Origin of the sequence: Vibrio fortis, from assembly GCF_024347475.1 — a bacterium.
GTDB lineage: Bacteria > Pseudomonadota > Gammaproteobacteria > Enterobacterales > Vibrionaceae > Vibrio > Vibrio fortis.
Window position 1 is genome coordinate 2577265 of sequence record NZ_AP025487.1, and the last position, 20281, is coordinate 2597545.

Consider the following 20281-nt stretch of genomic DNA (forward strand, 5'->3'; position numbering starts at 1 on the left):
TATAGAGCGGGGCTCACTAAGTCCAATTTTTATTATTGTGCCGGGTAAAGTTATTCGTACTTTGGTTATTTCTGGTTTAGTTACTCTCTGTGCATTCATTAAAGTGGATTGTTTAAACAGGGCTCCTAGCTTGAGGCGCCCTGATTCAATATTTAGCCTTTGGTCGCTCCCAACGTCAGGCCGGCGATAAAGTGTTTCTGCATGGTAAAGAACAGGACAACTGGAGGAATTGCAGCAACCACCGCACCAGCTGACATAAACTGCCACGACGCCAACCACTGGCCTTGCAATGAGCTCAAACCCGCCGTTACTGGGCGCACTTCATCACTTTGAACGAGAACCAAAGCCCAGAAGAAGTCATTCCAAATAAAGGTAAACACCAATACCGCGAGTGCAGCTAATGCTGGGCGCACGAGTGGCAAAACCACATGCCAAAATATTCTCCATTCGCTGACCCCTTCTACGCGCGCGGCTTCGATCAAAGCATCGGGGATACCAACGATAAAGTTACGCATGAACAGGGTGCAAAAGCCGGCTTGAAACGCGATATGGAAGAAGATCAAAGCCCAATGCGTGTCGTACAAGCCAAGATTAATCGTTAGGTCGCGTACTGGGATCATCAGGATTTGGAAGGGCACAAAGTTACCCGCAATAAACATCGCGAATATCCAAAGATTGGCTTTGAAGTTGTATTTAGCTAATGCATAGCCCGCCAATGTCGAGAGCGCCACCGCTCCTGCCACTGCTGGTAAGGTTATGATTAAGCTATTAATTAAATACTGACCCATCGATGTTGACGTGAACACCTGAGTGTAGTTTTCGATGAACTGAATCTCACTCGGCCAGCCCCAGTAGTTACCTTTGTTGATATCTTCCATCGAGCGAATCGAGGTCATCATCACCGCAATGAGTGGGAGCAGCCACATCACAATAGAGATAGGCAACGCCACTCGATAACTGATATTGGTAAAGCGTCCTGCTTTTTGAATCGGTTGTGGATACATTATTTTTCACTCCTCAACATACGCCACAAGAAGTAAGCGATATAGATATCCATGATTAGGAATAGGACAACGGAAACCGCAGCGCCATAGCCCATTCGATAGTTAAAGATAGACTCTTCATACATTTGATACGCCAATACCGTAGAGCTTCCCCAAGGGCCACCAGCCGTCATGGTGGCAACCAAATCGAATGAACGCAGGGCACCTATCACGGTGACTACCACGGCGATAAAGGTCGCAGGTCGTAATTGAGGCAGCACCACATACCACAGCATGCGCCACTTCTTCGCGCCATCTAACCTCGCCGCTTCTAACTGTTCAGGGTCTAAGTTGTTCAACCCTGTTAGGTACAAAATCATGCAGTAAGAGATTTGTGGCCACAGGCCTGCCACGATGATCCCGTAGGTGACGTAGTCTTCATTGGCGAGAATCGAAATAGGATCAAAACCCAACGAGCCCAGTACAATGTTGAACAGACCAAAAGATGGGTCATAAAACCAAGCAAACACTAAGCCCACCACCACTTGAGAGATAACAAATGGGAAGAAGAACAGTGACTTGACGACACGAATGCCTTTCACTTGTTGGTTGAGAAAGAGTGCAATAGCCAGACCACAAGGTGGCGCAAGCATAAAGAAGATCAACCAGAGAAAGTTATTCGTCAGTGAGGTGTAAAATGCATCTGAGTCAAAAAGCTCGCGGTAGTTTTCTAGTCCCACCCACTCTTTCTCTCCAAGTCCATCCCACTCAAAAAAGCTCAACCAGATACTGTCCACAATCGGAAAGATCACGTAGAGCGAGAAGATGGCAATTGCCGGTGTTAAAAACAGCCACGGCGACAGCTTAGAGCTGATGCGCCTTTTCTTTCTGGCTGATGGGATGCGATTTTCTGGGTATATCGTTTTCACAGATTGCACCATTTTCCCAAATTCCTTGTCTTCATAGCTTTGTTTACAATTCCATTTGTTTCAAAGTTAATCGGCGAAACATCATCAAATTGCTAAGCTTTAATCGTAACCATGCTCAAATATTAATCTCAGCAATCATATTGTGTATCGTTATGTTTAAATTGTGTAAACGATTCCACAAAAAACGGAATAGTTTGTAAAATTTGTATGAGCCGGATCAATAAATCGTGCGAGGCACCTAACAAATTTCTGATGAATGCGTATGTTTTAAAGGCAAAGTGATGTAGTCCAACAAGGCAAGGAGATAGCATGGCTGATATCAGCTTAAAAAAGGTCATTAAGCGTTATGGTGATGTACAGACCATCCATGGTGTTGATTTAGAGATAACCAACGGCGAGTTCGTTGTTTTTGTTGGTCCGTCAGGTTGTGGTAAATCTACGCTCCTTCGCTTAGTTGCAGGCCTAGAGGAAATTACCGAAGGCGAGATCCATATTGGTGATGACCTCGTTAATGATGTTGACCCTGCAGAGCGTGGGGTAGCGATGGTGTTTCAATCCTATGCTCTCTATCCTCATATGACCGTCGAAGAGAACATGGGCTTTGGCCTGAAAATGAATGGCGTCGCTAAAGAGACCATTGAAAAGCAGGTCACCAGCGCAGCCAAAACCTTACAATTAGAACACTTGCTGAAACGTAAACCGAAGGAGCTGTCTGGTGGTCAACGTCAAAGGGTTGCCATTGGACGTGCAATCGTACGTAACCCAAAAGTGTTCCTATTTGATGAGCCTCTCTCTAACCTAGATGCAGAACTTCGCGTCGATATGCGCTTACAAATCGCAAAATTACACCAAGATCTGCAAAACACCATGATTTACGTAACTCACGATCAGGTCGAAGCGATGACGCTTGCCGATAAAATCGTGGTTCTTAGAGACGGTAGAGTAGAACAAGTTGGCTCACCACTAGAGCTTTACCATAATCCACAAAATGAGTTTGTCGCTGGCTTTATTGGCTCACCTAAGATGAACTTTTTACCTTGTGTCGTAGGCTCTTGTTCAGAGACCCATGCTCAGCTCACGATTAATGGTAATAGCCAAATTACTATTCCACTCCCAGACAAAAAACTAGCCGAAGGACAACAGCTGACCCTCGGCATTAGACCAGAACACCTAGAAATTGATGGCGGTTCTGACATCACCATTGAGTTTCAAAGTGAAGTGGTTGAGCGTCTTGGCAATAGTACCTATATGTTCGGCCAATCTTGCGGTATAGACGGCTTTAAGGTTCACTTACCTGGTGATCAAGAAGTCTCTCGTTATCAATCTATCGAGCTAAGCTTCTCTGCGAAAGACTGTCATCTATTCGATGCCCAAGGTCAACGAATCGAATAACTATGCTGTTTATACAAAGCCAGTTTTAAGCACTGGCTTTGTTGCTCTTCCTTTCTGTTTGTACCCCTTTCATTTTCTTTACCTCTTACCTACCTTTTAGCCACGTTTGAAGGGAAAACGTTACCAAACCAACCTCTTTTTTCGGCTAAAAACCGTCTATTATTGACCTTATATGTAATCCGGACATTATTTTGATAGTCGTTTTTTGTTAATAAGCACTACACTAAAGCCTCACCCTTCCTTTTTTTGAGAAAACCTAAATGCCTAATGCTGATTCCAACCTAAACAAACGCATGGGAATCGTTGCGCTCACTTGGCCAATATTCATTGAAGTCCTATTAAGAACCGCGCTCAACACCAGTGACGTGTTCATGTTATCGGGATACTCAGACAAAGCCGTATCAGCAGTTGGTGTTATCTCGCAGATCTCATTTTTTCTGATCATTGTCTCGACGATGGTAAGCAGTGGCACCGGTATCTTAATTGCACAATACAACGGCGCTTCACGTGATCAAGAGAGTGCGCATGTCGGTGTGGCTAGCATCATCCTCGCCATCATTACCGGTATTTTGCTGAGTATTCTCGCGGTACTGGGTGCTGAATATTTCATACCGCTCTACCAGCTCGAACCACAAGTCGAGCAGTACGCTCAAGAGTATCTATTCATCAGTGGTGCACTGACTTTTAACGTCACCATTGGCGTAGTATTGACGACCATTCTTCGCAGCCACGGCTACTCAAAGTCTCCAATGGTCATCAATATGATCGCGGGTGTTATCAACGTTGTAGGTAACTACTGCGCGCTATACCAGCCCTTTGGATTACCTGTTTACGGTGTTCAAGGTGTCGCGGTTGCTACTGTCTTTAGCCAAGTGATCGGTATGTTTATTTTGATTGGAGTCGTCAAAAGCAAAGGGATCAACCTTCCGATTAAGCAATTCAAGACTATTCCTAAATCAATTTACCAAAAGATCATCAAGATTGGCTCCATGAATGCCGGAGAAGTGCTCTCCTATAACATGGCTCAGATCAGCATTACCTTCTTTGTTGTTCAGATGGGCACCTCTTCACTCGCAGCCTTTACCTACGCGCAGAATATCGCTCGTCTCTCTTTTGCGTTTGCGTTAGCCATTGGTCAAGGCAGCCAGATCCAAACGGGATACTACATCGGCAAAGGTTGGATCGATGAGATTACCTCACGCGTGCAACGTTACTTTGTTGTAGGCTTTATCGCATCAACCGTTATCACCTGTTTGATATATCTATTCCGCTTCGAGATCCTAGATGTTTTCACCCAAGACCCAGAGATCATCGCTCTTACCGCCGCTCTTATTGCAGGCTCAATACTGCTTGAAGCGGGACGAGTGTTTAATCTGATCTTTATCTCGTGTCTAAAAGCCGCTGGTGACATTCAGTTCCCGGTGAAAATGGGAATATTGAGCATGTGGGGCATTGGGGTTGCCATGAGCTATTTGCTTGGCGTGCACTGTGGCTATGGCGTATTTGGCGCGTGGATGGCCATTGCAATGGATGAATGGTTCCGAGGCATCATTATGGCTCATCGTTGGCGAGCTAAGAAATGGACCAAGTACTCCTTCTAGACAGCATTCAAAGCAAAAGAAAAAGCGCTAGGGGGAGCTAGCGCTTTAAACCAACTAATTCCATTTAGTTAGGGAGAGTTTTTAACCATGTAAAACTCAATCCATAGCTAGAGTCGCTGAACATACACACGATCATCCGTTGTTGTACTGAATTAAGTCTCAAATTAAGTATAGCCACAATTTGAACATGGTGATGACAAATTCTTTGTTTTTAAGATTTATTCGCCCATCTACACAAAACCCCAAAAACTACGCTAGCATTTTAGTAGATGCTACCTTCCTCTAATCAAATTCTGACTTCTTTTAACAGCTGTTTACTGTAGGTGTTTATGGATCAATTATCTCCACTCAGTACAAAGCGTTCTAATCTCGTTCTTTCATTGAAGAATGAGTTCAATCGAAATAAATTGATCATTTACTTTGTTGTAATAACGACCCTACCTGTTTTTCTGGTTGACTCATCAACTTACGGTACATTGCGATATGACATCTATAACTATTTAGATATTCTTTCTGTTGTTTGCTATGTGAGCTTCATGGCTTGGGCGACGTATTACTACATTTACCTACTCATTAATAAAGAAAAGAGGCCATTAAAGCGTTTCTTAAAGAAAATGAAGACGCTATTTCTACCAATCTCAAAGCCTGTCTTCTTCGCCATCATGATATTTACCCTGAACATCTCATTTTCCAGCTACACATTTATAAAATCAATCATACCTGAGGTCATGCCTTACTACTTAGACTTGGAGTTCTACCACATCGATAAATGGTTGCATTTTGGCTACTCTCCATGGGAAATCACACACTACTTTTTCTCCTCTTCATACGCCACATTGTTTATAAACACTCTATATAATGCTTGGTTTTTTCTGATGTGGGGGATGATTCTGTATTTCATTCTTTACAGGAAAAATGATCACCTCAGAAACCGATTTTTTATCACCTTTATGAGCTCTTGGACTTTGCTCGGTAACATCATGGCTATCGTATTGTCATCGGCAGGTCCTGCATTCATGCATTACTTCGAAGGCGTAACTCTCTATTCCGACCTTATTGCGCTACTAAAACAGCAAAGCACATATTTGGTCTCTTTAGAGTTACCTCCTGTGTGGGCTCTAGGCACTCAAGAGATGTTATTAGAAAAATACATCAATTCGGAAAACGGGATAGGGATTGGGATATCAGCGATGCCAAGTATGCATGTCACAATTGCAGTTCTCATGGCTCTGTGTGGATATGAACTAAATAAAAAGCTCGGTTACGCACTCTGGATGTATGCGTTTTTTATTCAAGTTGGGTCCGTACACCTTGCTTGGCACTATGCAATCGATGGGTACATCGGTGCTATATGTGTCATTATTCTATGGTACTTCGTCGATTGGCTCCTTAAGAGGATAGCTCCCCAACCTACGACTTCCTAGCCATTCGAATGACGGTCTCACTTACAAGATCGCGAATGAATTTGTTTTTATTATCTTGCGACAAACCTTTCCGATACATCAGCTGTATATCAAAATCAGGAACTTCAATCGGTGGTGGAACTGCTTTTATTGAGCTATTTGGACTTTGTTGTGTTGCGACTAATCTAGGAACGATACAAATCAGTTTTCGACCTTGAATTAGATTCTTAACGGTTAAGAAGTTACTTGAAACAATGGAAACCCTGCGTTGCAAACCGTGCTCTTCCAGTTTTTTATCGACTCCGGTGCTCATAGCGCCATTCGGTGAAACTAATGCGTGCTCAACCGAAGTAAACTCTAGCAGTGACATAGAGTCTGAAAACTGGCACACCTTACTATCATACAAACACACATGCTGCTCAGTATAAAGCAACTGAGTATTGTACCTTTTAACTACGTCACCAAAGCTACCAATAACAACATCGAGCTTTTCACTCTCATAAACTTGTTGGTAATTAGCACGATTAACATTAAACAAAGCAACTTTGGATTGAGGTGCCAATCTTTTAATTGTGTCAAACAGTGACGGGCCAAACATTTGTTCTGCATAGTCTGTTAAACCGATCTTCCAAACACCATCATACGTTTCCGGATTGAACGGCTTGGCTCGCAAAATATCCGTCTGAATCTGAGCAAGTAATAAATCGACGGAATGGGATAGCTCTATTGCTCTTTCTGTTGGCTCCATTCGACTCCCCACACGTTCAAACAGTGGATCATCGAACAGCTTTCTTAGTCTCTGTAAACTATGGCTCATCGCCGATTGACTCACAAAACAACGCTCAGCCGCCTTGCTGACACTGTTAGTTTTATACAATGCTTGTAGAGCAATCAATAAGTTAAGATCAATGCCTTTCCAATTAAAGTTTGCCACTTACCCGTCCAATATCATTAATAGAGACAATTAAAACAATTAATTTGAATCATAGTACTGTTCCCCCTAAATTACTCGTAATTCTTTAAATGGGTATGATCATGTTTGCAATTTTTAAGACCTTTTTTTGGCTAGGTTGGATCAGTTTTGGTGGTCCAGCGGCTCACATCGGTTATTTCAGAAACACGTTTGTCGAAAAAATGAAGTGGCTAACTGACGAGGAATACGGTCAGATTGTGGCACTAAGTCAGTTCTTACCGGGCCCCGGTTCAAGCCAAGTCGGCTTCGCTGTCGGTTACAAAAAAGGAGGGTTGACTGGCGCTATTGCAGCTTTTGTTGGCTTCACAACTCCGTCAGTGATCTTGATGCTAATACTAGCCGTTGCAAGTTCTCAATTACTTGAAAACTCTCTCTTCAACTCAATCATCCATGGACTTAAGCTGCTTGCCGTCGTGGTCGTCGCCGATGCAACTTATGGAATGTACAAAAACTTCTGCAAATCAGCCATCGCAACGTCGCTATGCGTTATGACTGCCGTTGTGTTACTGCTATTCCCTGGTATCTGGCCACAAATCTTCGTGCTTATTGTTGCTGCACTGATTGGCAGTCAATATCTGTCTTCACAACCGCAACCTTCGATGACCAGTAGCGAAAAGATTTCATTTGCACCACTAGCTCTCTTTGTCGCTCTGCTTTTTGGCCTGCCTTTGCTGGCAAGCTACTCAAAGGGTATCGAAGTATTCGGATTGTTCTACCAAGCAGGTAGCTTGGTGTTTGGTGGTGGGCACGTGGTTCTACCATTGCTCCAAAATGGTATTGGTGATCAGTTGTCCCAAGACGCTTTTTTAACGGGTTACGCAGCAGCTCAAGCCGTTCCGGGACCTATGTTTACCCTTGCCACCTATTTAGGTTACGTGCTTATGCCGGCATCGCCAGTGTTAGGCGCTCTGATTGCAACTATAGCCGTTTTCCTACCGGGCTTTTTATTGCTGTTAGGTGTCCTAAAAAATTGGCAAGCAATAGCGAGCAAACCACTGGTGTCTGGTGCGTTAACAGGCGTCAATGCAGCGGTTGTTGGTCTGCTACTCGCGGCTTTGTATCAACCTATCTTCACCAGTGCCGTGAACAATGGGCTAGACTTCGCGCTAATCGTGGTTGGTGTTTGGTTGCTTAAATCAATCAAGCTTCCAATCGTTGGCTTAGTCGGTGTGTTTATTACTGCGGGTGCAGTTATGAATTGGCTGTAAACTGATTCCTAAAATGAAGCCGAAGCGAAAACTCGTTCGCTTCGGCAATAAATAAACACTGTTGTGATAAAGGTATAGCAGTGTCTCTATTTTTTAATTCATCTCTCGAACTTGCGAGATTGCTGTCTCCAAGTTTTTATTGGCTAACTCATAATATGAAGCTTTCTTATCAATCGCTTGCTGCAGGTAAGGAATGGCTTCTTCTGGCTTGCCTTGAAGAATCAAGAAGTAACCAACATTGTTCAGAGCCTCTGGCGCATCCATATGACGCATAAAGGTGTTAACTGATTTCTGCACTTCGCCTTTTGCAAGATAAATCAAGGCAAGGTTATTCTGCGCTTTCTCATTGTTTGGTTCGAGGTTCAACGCGTTATTCGTCAATCGCAACGCTTCATCATATTCACCATCCATGTAGTGAGAATAACCCATGTTGATTAGCCCTTTGACAGAGCGCGGAGAGATGGTCAGCACCTTACCAAATAGAATCTGTGCCACATCATGATCACCGGCAACATCTCGTAATACTCCAACTCCCATATAGGCTAATAACGGGGACTGATCGTCCACTTTAAAGGCTTGAGCCTGACTCTTGGTTAGTGAATGATTATTAGAGATACTTTGACCACTGCTCAATCGCACTTGGTCTGAGTTAATGGCTTTATAGAAGTAACTTAAACCTTCTTCCAGTCGATTCTGTTTAGTGTATAAACTCCCAAGCTGTTCAAGTGCTCCCGTATGCGCTGGGTCAACATTCAAAACAGCAAGGTAAGATTTTTCAGCCAAAGGGTAATTCGCTCTAGACTGGTGGATACGGCCAATTGTGAACAACGTTCTATCATGAAACTCTTTCTCAGGATAAGAGAGGGAACGAATGTATTCATACAAGGCAAGATCGACATTGTTCTCACGCAGAGCCTTGTCTCCTCGGACAATGGCCTCTTTCTCGTTCAAAGGAGGCGCATCATTGCTCAATGTATCAATCGGTTTGCCCGCGTAAAGTTCAGAATTAAAGTCGTTGCCCGTTTCATCAGATGACGCACATCCAATAAGAAAAAGAGGTAACATGAATAATATAATTCTATTTATGGTTCTCATAATTCAGCTCCTGGAGATGTCAAGGCATCCATTACGATCATCATCCCTGGCCCTAGCGCAACGATAAAAAAGCATGGCCAGATAAATAACAACATTGGGAACAGCATTTTGGTTGGAATCTTAGCTGCGATCTCTTCTGCTGCCTGTTGACGCTTATCCCTGAAGTCAGCAGTATAGTCTCTTAAGGTTTGTGCAAGGCTCCCACCCATCTTTGAAGCATGAGACAGCATAGAAACCAATCCTTCTAACTCAACAAGCCCTGTACGTTCAATAAGTTGACTCAAAGCATCCGGCATTGGTACACCTGCTTGAATCTTGGCAAACACCGTATCCAACTCATCAGCGAGTTCAGGTTGAGAGACATACAGTTCTGTTGCAACCCGCCCTAATGCCGCATTAAAACCAAGGCCGGATTCAGTACACACCACCAGCAAATCCAAAGCGTCAGGTACACCATTTCGGATTTTGCGTTGGCGCTCTTTCTGTAATTTATTGAGGATGAAGTTTGGTGTAAACATCCCCAAGAAAATACAAGTCAAGGTTAAGAAGTTGTTATAACTACCGCCAAGCGAAGTGAAGTACACCATGAATGCACACAACAGACCGACTAGAGTGGACAGCAACTTCAGCGAATAAAAAACAGATAATGCGCTCTTGTTGTGATAACCGGCATGCATCAGTTTTTCAGAGTACGTCTCATTATCGCGCTTATTACCCTTACCAATAAAAGGACTTAATGATTCGAGTGTATTGGTAAAGTCGTAACTTTTTCTTTGGGTCGAATTTCCACCGTGACCCGATATTTTTTTCAGGCGCTTATCTAACGGTGAGCTAGCACCAACCACCAAAAAGCCCACAGTTAGAGTCAACAAAACAGTGGTCAACAAAATCATCGCATAAATCACAAACTGCGAACTAAACCCGAAGTTTTCGATAGCTTGCATCCAAGCACTTAAATTGAATAACTCCATAATTTATATCTCTACATTAATTATTTTCTTGATCCATAAAGCACCAATGGCCAACAAAACAATACCTACACTCACCATAGTGATACCACGAGGGTCGCTGTACAAAGGTTCTACATAATCTGGATTAAATAACTTAAGACCAAAAAACAACGCAAACGGGGAGAGCGTTAATATCCATGCAGATAAGCGGCTTTCCGCAGAAAGTGTCTTGATCTTTCGTTCTAATTTGAAACGAGCTCTTAATACTTCTGATACTTTTTGAAGGTTTTCCGACAAGTTACCGCCGGTCTCTTTTTGCAGCATAACCGCACTGGAAAACGCCAACATTGACACGGTAGGCACGCGCTCTGCCATCTGTAAGATCGCCAGACGCAAGTCATAGCCATAATTCAGCAAGTTGTAAGTGTTCTTGAATTCGGTACCAATTGGGTCTGGCAGTTCTTCACCTACCTCATTGAATGATTGAACCAACGGTTGACCAGCTTGCAGCGCTCGACGAATGATATCTAGGGCTTCGGGGAGCTGTTGTTCAAAAAGCGCCAGGCGGTAAGTAACCCGGTTTTGAACATACAGATAAGCAATAACCCAAGAGAAGAAAAAGACAGCCACGCAAATAAACCATTCCTGATTAAAAAGCAGAGCCAGCAAAGTTAGCGAAAGACCAGCTAGAAAAGTAGTAAATAGAAAACGCGTGAGAGCCATCTTGATCCCAGCCAGTTCAAGCATTCGCTTCAAATCTGCAAACACTGTGATAGATACTAACTTTCGGTCTAATGGTGACAGCTCTTTACGGTAGTGCTCTTTCAGTAAAGAAAGACTCTCTTCATCGATATTTCGCTGCGTCTCTTTCAGTCGACGAGACAGCTCCCTATGTTTAGCTTTTTTCCCCGCAGCTGGCAGCAGCAAGGCTTGCGAGATAAAGAGAACAGCAACGAACAACAGCATGAGTGAAACAGTAACATTATCCATACTCCCTCCTACTCTTGGTTCTCAGAGAAAATATCAAAAGGAACATCTAACCCACGCTTAACTAATTGGTCATGAGTCTGAGGGACGATACCTGTTGCGGTATAAAAGCCTTGAATATTCCCTTCTGCGTCGACACCTTTTCGTTGAAAACGGAAGATCTCTGACATAGTGATCATCTCCCCTTCCATACCATTGATTTCTTGTATGCTGACCATGCGACGCTTACCGTCTTCTTGACGTTCCATTTGGACAACCAAATGTATTGCCGATGCAATCTGAGCACGAAGGTTTTTGGTTGAGATATTCCAGCCAGCCATAGAGAACATGTTTTCTACTCGGCTCAACGCATCACGAGGGGTGTTGGCGTGAATCGTAGCTAAAGAGCCATCGTGACCAGTATTCATTGCAGCGAGCATATCGACGGCTTCGCTCCCCCTTACCTCCCCAACCACAATTCGGTCAGGACGCATACGTAAGGTGTTTTTCACCAATTCACGTTGGCTAATTTCACCTTTGCCTTCGAGGTTAGCAGGACGAGTCTCTAAACGAATCACATGAGGCTGTTGTAATTGAAGCTCCGCGGAATCCTCAATGGTGATGATTCGCTGATCCCTTGGAATAAAGCCTGAAAAAATATTGAGCGTGGTAGTTTTTCCTGAGCCAGTACCACCAGAGATAAGAATATTGAGCTCACCTTTTACCGCAGCCTCTACAAACTTAGCCATTCCTGGAGATATAGAACCGTAACTCAACATGTTGTCCATGGTCAGGCGGTCAACAGCAAAGCGTCGGATTGAGACAGAAGGCCCGTCTAATGCAAGGGGGGGAATAATGGCGTTAACACGAGAGCCATCGACAAGTCTCGCATCTACCATAGGCGATGCTTCATCGATGCGTCGACCGACTTGGCTAACAATTCTATCGATGATGTTTCTTAAGTGGCGGTCATCAAGAAAGGTATAAGGTGTTTTCTCAAGTTTACCTCGACGCTCTACATAAACACTCTTAGGGCCATTCACCAAGATATCAGATACTGTGGTATCCGCTAATAAAGGCTCTAGCGGACCTAGCCCAAAAACCTCGTCTTCAATCTGTTTAATAACACGCTTTCGTCCCTCAGCACTTAACGCTTGGCTTGAGTCATTCGCCATTAGCTGAACGATAGCTTCATGGAGATCTACTTTGGCTCTGTCAGTCTCTAAGCTTGAGAGTAAGCCTAAATCCAATGTCTCTAATAGCTGCTTATGGAAATAGTGCTTAATTGATAATTCTTGCTCGAGAGCCTTTTTGGCTTCATTAATCGACTTTTCTTTTTCGGCACTAGCATTTTCCACATCAACCTTAAGAGTCTCCTCAGGAGAAGACACTTGGACTTCATTTGAAGTCATCGTTGCAGCTTTTTTTTCAAACTCTGGGTTGATATTTTTTCTTTTAAAGAACATAACGCTCCCTCGCTTATGTATGCTACTGCCGTCTTATGAGAATAGTCGCTTAATCCAACTTTTGTTTTCTTCTTCGTGAGGAGATAAGAAATTAGACAACTCGATAATAGAGCGAGTGATCGAGCTATTTTTCTTGCTTTGAACAAATGGTTTGCCTAAGTTCGCACTCTCTAGAGCAACCTTAAAATCATTCGGCATAATGTGAATATCATGCGCTCCCAAAGTCTGCTCAATGTCTTTAAGCTTAATAGGCTGTCTTTTTTCATATCGGTTTAAAACAATTTCAATCGCATCCGTTTGCAGACCGTATTCAAATTTTAAAGACTTAATCAGGCGTGATGTATTTTTAATAGAGACTAGATTCTGTTGCATCACCAACAATGCTTTGCTCGCAGGGGATATCGTCGATGCAAACACGTGGTCCAACCCTCGAGAAAAGTCGATAATAATGAACGGGTAATAACGACGAAGAACAGGAAGCATCTTGCCGATTTTGAGGGCATGTTCGTAATCGTCAGCGTTGTTTTCATGCTTGAAACTCAACAAGTGCAAGCCAGACTCATGCTTACACACGAAAGTTCCTAACGATATTTCATCGAGGTCTTTCGAGTTATTGATAACATCTGAGATACTGTAGGACGGATGCAGATTCATATACTCAGGTATCACGCCAAATTGCAGGTCGATGTCCAATAACAACACCTCATTGGGGTGATGTTCTGCAATCTCTATGGCGGTATTAAGAGCCAATGTTGTAGCCCCCATCCCCCCCTTAGTATTGAGAAACAAAAACAGTTCGCCCAGTTGTGTGCTGGCTAACTTATCTGATGACGTTTTTTGCAATAAAGGCACAAGACCAGCGATAGAAACGTTATGAGATAAGAAATCTGACGCTCCTAAACGGAGAGCAGTTTTTAGCGATGCATTATCGCTCTCGTCTCCGAAAACAACTAAAGACAGGTCATGCCCTTCCCAAGCGAGATTATAGCCTTGCAGTTCAGCCATCTTTAGAGCCCAATCGCCACCAGCTTCCACAAAAATAAGATCCGGAGCATCAAGACTCTGCAAATACTCTTCACTCATGCCCAAAAGAGAAAAAGAATGCGTATATAGATTTCTACATTTCTTCAACTCTTGTCTCATATAGGCATGGAAACCCTCACTATGATAAATAAGCCAAACCTTAAGGTTGGTTTTCAGCCTAGCGATCTCATTATCATTAGATGGTAATGGTATAGCTTCCCCCATAACACTACTCCTATGGCAATTGTGGACATCTTGTCCTTAAATTCGAATCCGCTCGAATTACCCCTAAATTCTCGGCTGGTAATATCGTTTCAAATGCTGGTGCAGCTAAATATCCCGAGTTGCCTAAGAAATTTAAGTTACTGATGAGCTGAATTCCGTAACCTGTCGCTCTGGCTCGCACAAACTTTATATCCCCAAACCCAGGGTCAGTTGTATATCCGGTAGTAATCTCTGTTCCGCTGCCGTCCAAATAAGCCACTTCAATATTTGATGCCGAAAAACCAATTAATGGAATGTCTTGAACAATCATGCCCGCAATATTGTCTCTGTCTTCAACCCAGCACACGGTTGCCAGGCGTGCCGCTTTTCTTGTCGCTTCACTCACCATCTGTAGTGAAAAAACATAGACCCCCACACCTAGGATCAGAAATATCAACAGAAACACCAACCAGGAAACCAACGTGAACTCAACAATTGCTAACCCTTTCATGCGGCGTGTACTTAACGTATTCATTACAACACCCTCATTACTGAGGAAACTTTCAGAGGTATCGAAAAACCTTCGCTTGAAAATGGGATACCAATAAAGTGGGGGACGTAACTATAGTCGACACTTACTCTCACATAATCGTCAGTCGAGGGTGGTGTCACAGTGACATTCGCCGTTGATAAATTCGACAGCAACGCAGTACCCGTCGAGTTTTTTCCGTATACGACCACATTTTGTATTTCAGAAGTTGGCGCTAAAGTTCCCGTTTGGGTACCGTAAACTTCACTCACCGCATAGCGAGCACCGTTTTGAACTGACTTGGAAATCACATTGTAATGAATCAATATGTTTCCGAGTTCAAGCGTCAACACCAAGAAAAACAACAACACAGGTGTGGCAATAATGACCTCGACAGCAGCCCACCCTTGCTGTCTTTTTAGATTCGCTTTCATGACTACGACTCCTCATTATCGGGATCATCATAGAGCACAATTCGATATGCCCCTTCCGTCGTAGAATCAGTGCCACCAGTACCACCAACCACGGAACATGAATGAATAAATTCACCAAATACCGCTTGGGTACCACTGTTGTTAGTTGGCGCTCTTTGTAATAAGAAGAAGCACCCAATCTTGTTTACTGTGAAGTCTGTAGCGCCGCCACTTTTACCAGAGCAGTCCAGCATAGGAATAGGTAGGATTCTGCGCCAAGCTACGCCATTGGTAGCACATCCACTTCCCGTACCGTCAAGACAAGCATTTGTTGCATTCTCATAATCAGCATAGGTATAGCTGCCATCAAAATCTATCTCACCCGTATTACCATCTATCGTTATTTCACTGGTCGGCTCTGTAGTGACATAGTCTGACGGATAATCTGATTCTGTAAGCCCACCACCATAGTCACCAAAGCGGGTGTTCAAACCGTCACCTGTTGGCCCCACTGTGCCGCCTGGTTTTGTAACGATGTCATCCCCTATTGCTACTGGATAATCATAACTGCCACCAAGCGCATGCTTAATCGTGTTACCACCAGAACCAAAATCGAGTAAATGGTAGTTACCATTTCCCATCTCAGAAAGGTTACTGTCTCCAACTTTCAACGCATGCACTGTTCCAAGCTCATAACCGAACACGCTGTTAATCACTTCACCGGTATCATCATCAAGGCCATCTTCATTAACATCATTGTCAAACGTGCCATCACCAATGCACACACCAATAGGCACCACATTATTTATTTGACGTTGTCCTGAGCTTGGACCAGCTACTGCACTTGCAGCCACTGTTTTGTCCAAACCAAACGCTTGAATGAAGAACTCCTCCATATCAAGTGAAGAAACGGTAACGCGAACATACACATCATCGTCAGCACCAAAGCTTGGTGTCCCTGTAAAGTCTTGCGGATCATTCGAATATTCAATCGAAATATTCGCTGTCGAGAAATCTATCTCATGATTGCCCGTTGAGCCGGCCATAGTCGCAAGCGCAGTCGCGACCTCCGCATCAACCGTATCTTTATCCTTGCTGTTATCCAATATTGTGGCCGCAGCTAATGCCGCAGAGTCAACCGCATTCTGTAAACGTGTTTTGTTTACCAGAATATGGTTCATATCAACGGCTAGTGCTGACACAGCCAAAAAAACCAACAAGGCGACGGTCACTAGGATGACCACTAAACCTTGTTGTTTCTTTGGACTTTTCGATACTCGATACAACATATGAGTACCTCCAAATATTAATTAAACTCTTGAAGTACTTGGCTACTATTGCCAGACAAGGCTTCTTCTCCTTTTCCGACATAACGATCGTAACCAATTTGCATTCGCTCCCCTGTACCATCAGGCACTACGAGCAAATTTTCTTGAGTCGCATCTGGGTTATAAATTTGTTCTGTTTTAACCTGAGCTACAGAGTGACCCAGAGGTGCATCTGACGTTACACACCCCACCAAACCTACACTGAGACAAACCATCATTACCTTAATCATAGCTATCTCCTTATAATTCGTGTCCAAATGAGCCTTCGCTTCCGCCTTCAACTGGAACAGTCTGAGGCGCAGATTGGCGAGGAGCTTGTTCATCATCATCCGATGGCTCCGCAATGTAAGCACTTCGACCAAGCAAGTAATATTGAAGGTCATTAGGGCTCACAAAAGCATCCGTCGGTAGAGTTACGGCATTTCTGTCTATAGGCTTAGCCAATCTTGGGGTAACTAAAATCACCAACTCGGTTTCCCCCGAAACAAATTCTTGACTGTTAAATAGCTGCCCTAATACCGGTACTTCTCCCAACCCCGGCATCTTGTTACTGACATCTCGCACGTTTTCACTCAATAGACCTGCGATACCAATGGTTTGCCCATCGGCGAGTTCCAGTGTTGATGAGGCACTACGTCGGGTAATAGGCGGAATAAAGTAAGTGGCATTACTCAAGCTAGGCTCAATCGTCAACGAGCTACTATTGGCAATTTCACTGACATCAACGGCAAGATTAAGATTGATTTTCTGATCGCTCAGTACCGTTGGAATGAACTTCAAACCAACACCGTACTCTTTGTACTCGATGGTGATACCGTCTTCATCTGGAACAGGGATAGGGAACTCACCACCGGCTAAGAATTCCGCTTTTGCTCCACTCAACGCCGTCAAATTTGGCTCTGCGAGTACCTTGGCAACACCATTTTGCTTGGCCACATCTAATGCAAAACTAAACAAAGTATTACCGTCGACAAACGACCCTAAAATGCCGTAGTCCTGTGAGGTAGGAATATCGAAAATAGGTGTAGCACCGACAATACCTGCTGGAACGGACGCCCCGCCCCATGAAAAGTTAGAGCCACTGCTTTGGAAAAAGTGGAAGTTAGCATCAAACTTTCTCACTAAGCTGCGCTGAACTTCTGCAACAGTCACTTCTAACATCACCTGTTGCGCACCGCCTATCGACATCAAATTAATCACACCAGTTGCGGCTGTCACTTCACTGCCCGATGCTTTCGAATTATCGACAGACTGCCCTGCTGCATAGGTTTCAGCGATACGCATGGCAATATTCATCTGTTGTTGATTGCTCACTTGTCCGCTTAGCAACAGGCGATTTTGTGCGCTATGAACCTCAATCTCTTCGTTAGGAAGGAATTCAAACAATTTGGCCTTGAGGCTGTTAAGGTCGTGAGTCACCTCAATGTTGATTGACTCGATAAGTACACCTCTAGAGTCCCAGGCCATTAGGTTAGTAGCACCAAGCTTATTACCAATCAGAAATAATTCGTTGGATTTCAGCATCACGATATCAAGTACATCTGGGTCCCCTAGCGATACCTTGCTCGCCTTTCCCGACAACTTCACATGTGTTGACTTATGATGAGGCACCGTGACGGTTTTGCCCGTTTGAATTGCCGCGTAACTAGAAAGCGAGACAAACAGTAAACCGATAAGACATGTTATTATTCTTTTCATATATCACCTCAATCCTTGACGCGAACATTCGATGTTTCCGTACCTTTGATAATCGTAACGCTTGGTCTTGGTACGTATCGTTGCACGACTTTTTTGTCGACTTCATGTGGGTTTCTGAGTGTCAGTTGTATGCTACCTTTGCTCTTCGCAGTTAGTAGCTTCTCTGCATCTTTGGGAGTCACTTCCAATGTCACAGCACGCACAATGATAGGGCTGTTTTCTTTAGTTTTAGCGGTTTGGTCAACAGCAAGCACTTTAATGTCTTTCAACACCGTTTGCGTTGAAGCAGAGTTTTTTCCATACGAAACAGTATTAAGAATATCCACTTTGTTTCCTGGTAATAGGAAACCAGCCACCCCGATAACATCATCAACTCGAATCGTCACCGCGCGTTTATTTTCAGGAATCAAAGCCGCCAGTGTTGAGCCCTCTCCAGGTACGGTAAACCTCATCTTATGCAAAACCTCACCTGCATATACCGTATTGGCGACCACTTTACCGACTAGCTCTTCAGGATCGGAATAGTTGTTATCATTTATCCAATCCACTTCCATCAATTTTGTGGTCAGGAATTGCTCCTCAATGATAGTTCCTGCTTCAATTTCTTGAGATGCAACAACAACAGGATGACGCTCAACCTGTTCCACCTCAACGGTTGGTTGTACTTGATTGTCCATCCATTGCTTAGCGAAGAATACAGCTGCTAAACCGAATACTACGGACAGTAAAAATAGAAGAAATATTTGGCTTTTACTCATTGCTCTCTTCCTCGAGTCCATCTGAAGTGAAGTACACCTTCCATGCCATCGTTAAAATATCGGGAGTAATGATTAACGGCAGTTGTTCGAATAGAACAATATCTTTACTGATTCCGACGAGATCTTTAGGTAAGCAAGGGAAATAGTTAACGCCATGAATGCGATGAAGCTTATACAACTGTTCAATCGTATTTTCAGGTAATTCAAAACCTTGAGCTTGAGCAGTATCGAACCACAACGTCTGATAGTCTTTTTGTGATAAAGGCTCAAACTCGATTTTGTAGCCCAAACGACGCAAAAACGCAGGATCACTAATTTTCTGAGGATCCAAGTTAGTCGAAAAGGCTAACGTTAAGATAAAAGGAATCGTGATTTGTTGACCATTTGGCAGTGATAAATGGTCAAAGAAATACTCCATTGGAACAATCCAACGATTCAAAAGCGCATCAACAGGCATTGGTTGACGCCCCAAGTCATCAATAACAAAAATGCCGTTATTGGCCATCATTTGCAGCGGTGCTAACCATACTCGACTGTTTTCTGAATGGTTAACCTCGAGCATCTCCATTGTTAGTTCACCACCAACTTGAATGTTTGGTCGCTCACAGTTCAACCAACGTTTGTCATACTGATCGAGCAGGGATACAGAACGATCTTTACCATTATTATCGATAGGTTTGTGGTGTTGAGCAGAAAACACCTTGATGATGTTACCCAAGGCATAAACTGCATAAGGGATAAATACAGAAGTTTTCAGGGCATTTACAATCCTTGAAGCCACAAAGGTTTTACCTGTACCGGCATGTCCGTAAAGAAGTAAGGCACGCCCAGAGTTGATTGCAGGCCCAAGCACTGGCACCTTGCTTTCTACTCCGTATACGTCACTTAGAGCAGCCTCTACATCAGGACGAGAAACGAGCTGAGCTCTTAAATCTTGTGCTTTCACAATTTCACAATACTGATCTAATGAAACGGGAGCAGGACCAAGATATGCGTCGCGTTTAAACGCGAGGTCAGCCTCTTCCAAGCCTTTTTCTGACAACGAGTAACGCACATGGCTATGAGAAAGTGTATTAATAGCTAGGCTTTCGTTAGGTTGAAATACTTCGATAAGAGATTTCTTTCGTAAAACAGCGAGCGCATTTTCTACGATATGTGTTACTACACATAGATAGTTGGAAAGCTCTAAAACGTCTGATTTCGGGTAGGCGGACAGATGCTTGAGAACAAGGTTCTCAATGACAACGTCAGGCACGCCAAGCATCTCTGATGAAGTCGGTACTAGGGGAGCCGATATTTGAGGTTTTAAATCCGATGTCCGTTCTCTACCTCTAATATCCATATTTCACCCCATCATATTAA

18 protein-coding genes and 1 pseudogene are annotated in these 20281 nt (G+C 43.6%); 4 read left to right on the forward strand and 15 right to left on the reverse strand.

Annotation, left to right across the window (positions count from 1 at the left end; all coding sequences use genetic code 11):
* Positions 1 to 152 precede the first annotated feature (152 nt).
* Positions 153 to 1004 (reverse strand): carbohydrate ABC transporter permease, encoded by an 852-nt coding sequence (locus tag OCV50_RS11220; protein WP_261903081.1) that lies wholly within the window; start codon positions 1002 to 1004, stop codon positions 153 to 155.
* Complete coding sequence (locus tag OCV50_RS11225; RefSeq protein WP_261903082.1) at positions 1004 to 1924, reverse strand: carbohydrate ABC transporter permease; 921 nt, start codon at positions 1922 to 1924, stop codon at positions 1004 to 1006. Before OCV50_RS11225 ends, OCV50_RS11220 begins: the two co-directional genes overlap by 1 nt.
* Positions 1925 to 2221: 297 nt before the next feature.
* Between OCV50_RS11225 and OCV50_RS11230 the strand changes: the two genes are divergently transcribed.
* The 3 genes from OCV50_RS11230 (at position 2222) to OCV50_RS11240 (ending at position 6329) form a co-directional block, all read left to right on the forward strand.
* Positions 2222 to 3304 carry an ABC transporter ATP-binding protein gene (locus OCV50_RS11230; protein WP_261903083.1) on the forward strand — a complete coding sequence of 361 codons (1083 nt, stop codon included), beginning with the start codon at positions 2222 to 2224 and terminating at the stop codon, positions 3302 to 3304.
* A gap of 260 nt (positions 3305 to 3564) precedes the next feature.
* Positions 3565 to 4905, forward strand: coding sequence for an MATE family efflux transporter (locus tag OCV50_RS11235; protein ID WP_261903084.1), 1341 nt, complete (start codon positions 3565 to 3567; stop codon positions 4903 to 4905).
* Between the two features lie 329 nt (positions 4906 to 5234).
* Entirely contained in the window at positions 5235 to 6329 is a 1095-nt protein-coding gene (locus OCV50_RS11240; RefSeq protein ID WP_261903085.1) for a phosphatase PAP2 family protein, read from the forward strand.
* Here the strand turns inward: OCV50_RS11240 and OCV50_RS11245 are convergent.
* The gene (locus OCV50_RS11245; RefSeq protein ID WP_239841117.1) at positions 6316 to 7242 is read right to left on the reverse strand and encodes a LysR family transcriptional regulator; all 927 of its coding nucleotides are present in this window, start codon (positions 7240 to 7242) and stop codon (positions 6316 to 6318) included. The genes OCV50_RS11240 and OCV50_RS11245 overlap by 14 nt on opposite strands.
* A gap of 101 nt (positions 7243 to 7343) precedes the next feature.
* Here OCV50_RS11245 and chrA point away from each other — a divergent pair, with 101 nt between their 5' ends.
* A complete protein-coding gene (gene chrA, locus OCV50_RS11250) occupies positions 7344 to 8489 on the forward strand; it encodes a chromate efflux transporter (protein ID WP_239841118.1) in 1146 nt (381 codons plus the stop codon).
* A gap of 93 nt (positions 8490 to 8582) precedes the next feature.
* On the opposite strand, the gene OCV50_RS11255 is transcribed toward chrA, so the two are convergent.
* The 12 genes and pseudogenes from OCV50_RS11255 to OCV50_RS11310 all read right to left on the reverse strand — a co-directional run bounded on the left by OCV50_RS11255 (position 8583) and on the right by OCV50_RS11310 (position 20261).
* Complete coding sequence (locus OCV50_RS11255; RefSeq protein WP_239841119.1) at positions 8583 to 9584, reverse strand: tetratricopeptide repeat protein; 1002 nt, start codon at positions 9582 to 9584, stop codon at positions 8583 to 8585.
* On the reverse strand, positions 9581 to 10555 hold the full coding sequence (locus OCV50_RS11260; protein ID WP_239841120.1) for a type II secretion system F family protein: 975 nt from the start codon (positions 10553 to 10555) through the stop codon (positions 9581 to 9583). Before OCV50_RS11260 ends, OCV50_RS11255 begins: the two co-directional genes overlap by 4 nt.
* A 3-nt stretch (positions 10556 to 10558) precedes the next feature.
* A complete protein-coding gene (locus tag OCV50_RS11265) occupies positions 10559 to 11524 on the reverse strand; it encodes a type II secretion system F family protein (protein WP_261903086.1) in 966 nt (321 codons plus the stop codon).
* A gap of 8 nt (positions 11525 to 11532) precedes the next feature.
* A pseudogene (locus tag OCV50_RS11270) lies at positions 11533 to 12849 on the reverse strand (CpaF family protein); the annotation flags it as partial.
* Between the two features lie 150 nt (positions 12850 to 12999).
* A complete protein-coding gene (locus OCV50_RS11275; RefSeq protein ID WP_239841123.1) occupies positions 13000 to 14214 on the reverse strand; it encodes an AAA family ATPase in 1215 nt (404 codons plus the stop codon).
* 10 nt (positions 14215 to 14224) lie between these two features.
* Entirely contained in the window at positions 14225 to 14728 is a 504-nt protein-coding gene (locus OCV50_RS11280; protein ID WP_261903088.1) for a TadE/TadG family type IV pilus assembly protein, read from the reverse strand.
* On the reverse strand, positions 14728 to 15156 hold the full coding sequence (locus OCV50_RS11285) for a TadE/TadG family type IV pilus assembly protein (RefSeq protein WP_261903089.1): 429 nt from the start codon (positions 15154 to 15156) through the stop codon (positions 14728 to 14730). Before OCV50_RS11285 ends, OCV50_RS11280 begins: the two co-directional genes overlap by 1 nt.
* 2 nt (positions 15157 to 15158) lie before the next feature.
* A complete protein-coding gene (locus OCV50_RS11290; RefSeq protein WP_261903090.1) occupies positions 15159 to 16424 on the reverse strand; it encodes a Tad domain-containing protein in 1266 nt (421 codons plus the stop codon).
* 17 nt (positions 16425 to 16441) lie between these two features.
* Positions 16442 to 16693, reverse strand: coding sequence for a hypothetical protein (locus OCV50_RS11295; RefSeq protein WP_239841127.1), 252 nt, complete (start codon positions 16691 to 16693; stop codon positions 16442 to 16444).
* Between the two features lie 10 nt (positions 16694 to 16703).
* On the reverse strand, positions 16704 to 18161 hold the full coding sequence (locus OCV50_RS11300; protein WP_261903091.1) for a type II and III secretion system protein family protein: 1458 nt from the start codon (positions 18159 to 18161) through the stop codon (positions 16704 to 16706).
* Positions 18162 to 18169: 8 nt separating this feature from the next.
* The gene (gene cpaB, locus OCV50_RS11305; protein WP_239841129.1) at positions 18170 to 18919 is read right to left on the reverse strand and encodes a Flp pilus assembly protein CpaB; all 750 of its coding nucleotides are present in this window, start codon (positions 18917 to 18919) and stop codon (positions 18170 to 18172) included.
* Positions 18912 to 20261: a P-loop NTPase family protein gene (locus OCV50_RS11310; RefSeq protein WP_261903092.1), complete on the reverse strand. Its 1350-nt coding sequence runs from the start codon at positions 20259 to 20261 to the stop codon at positions 18912 to 18914. The genes cpaB and OCV50_RS11310 overlap by 8 nt, the downstream gene beginning before the upstream one ends.
* Positions 20262 to 20281: the final 20 nt, after the last annotated feature.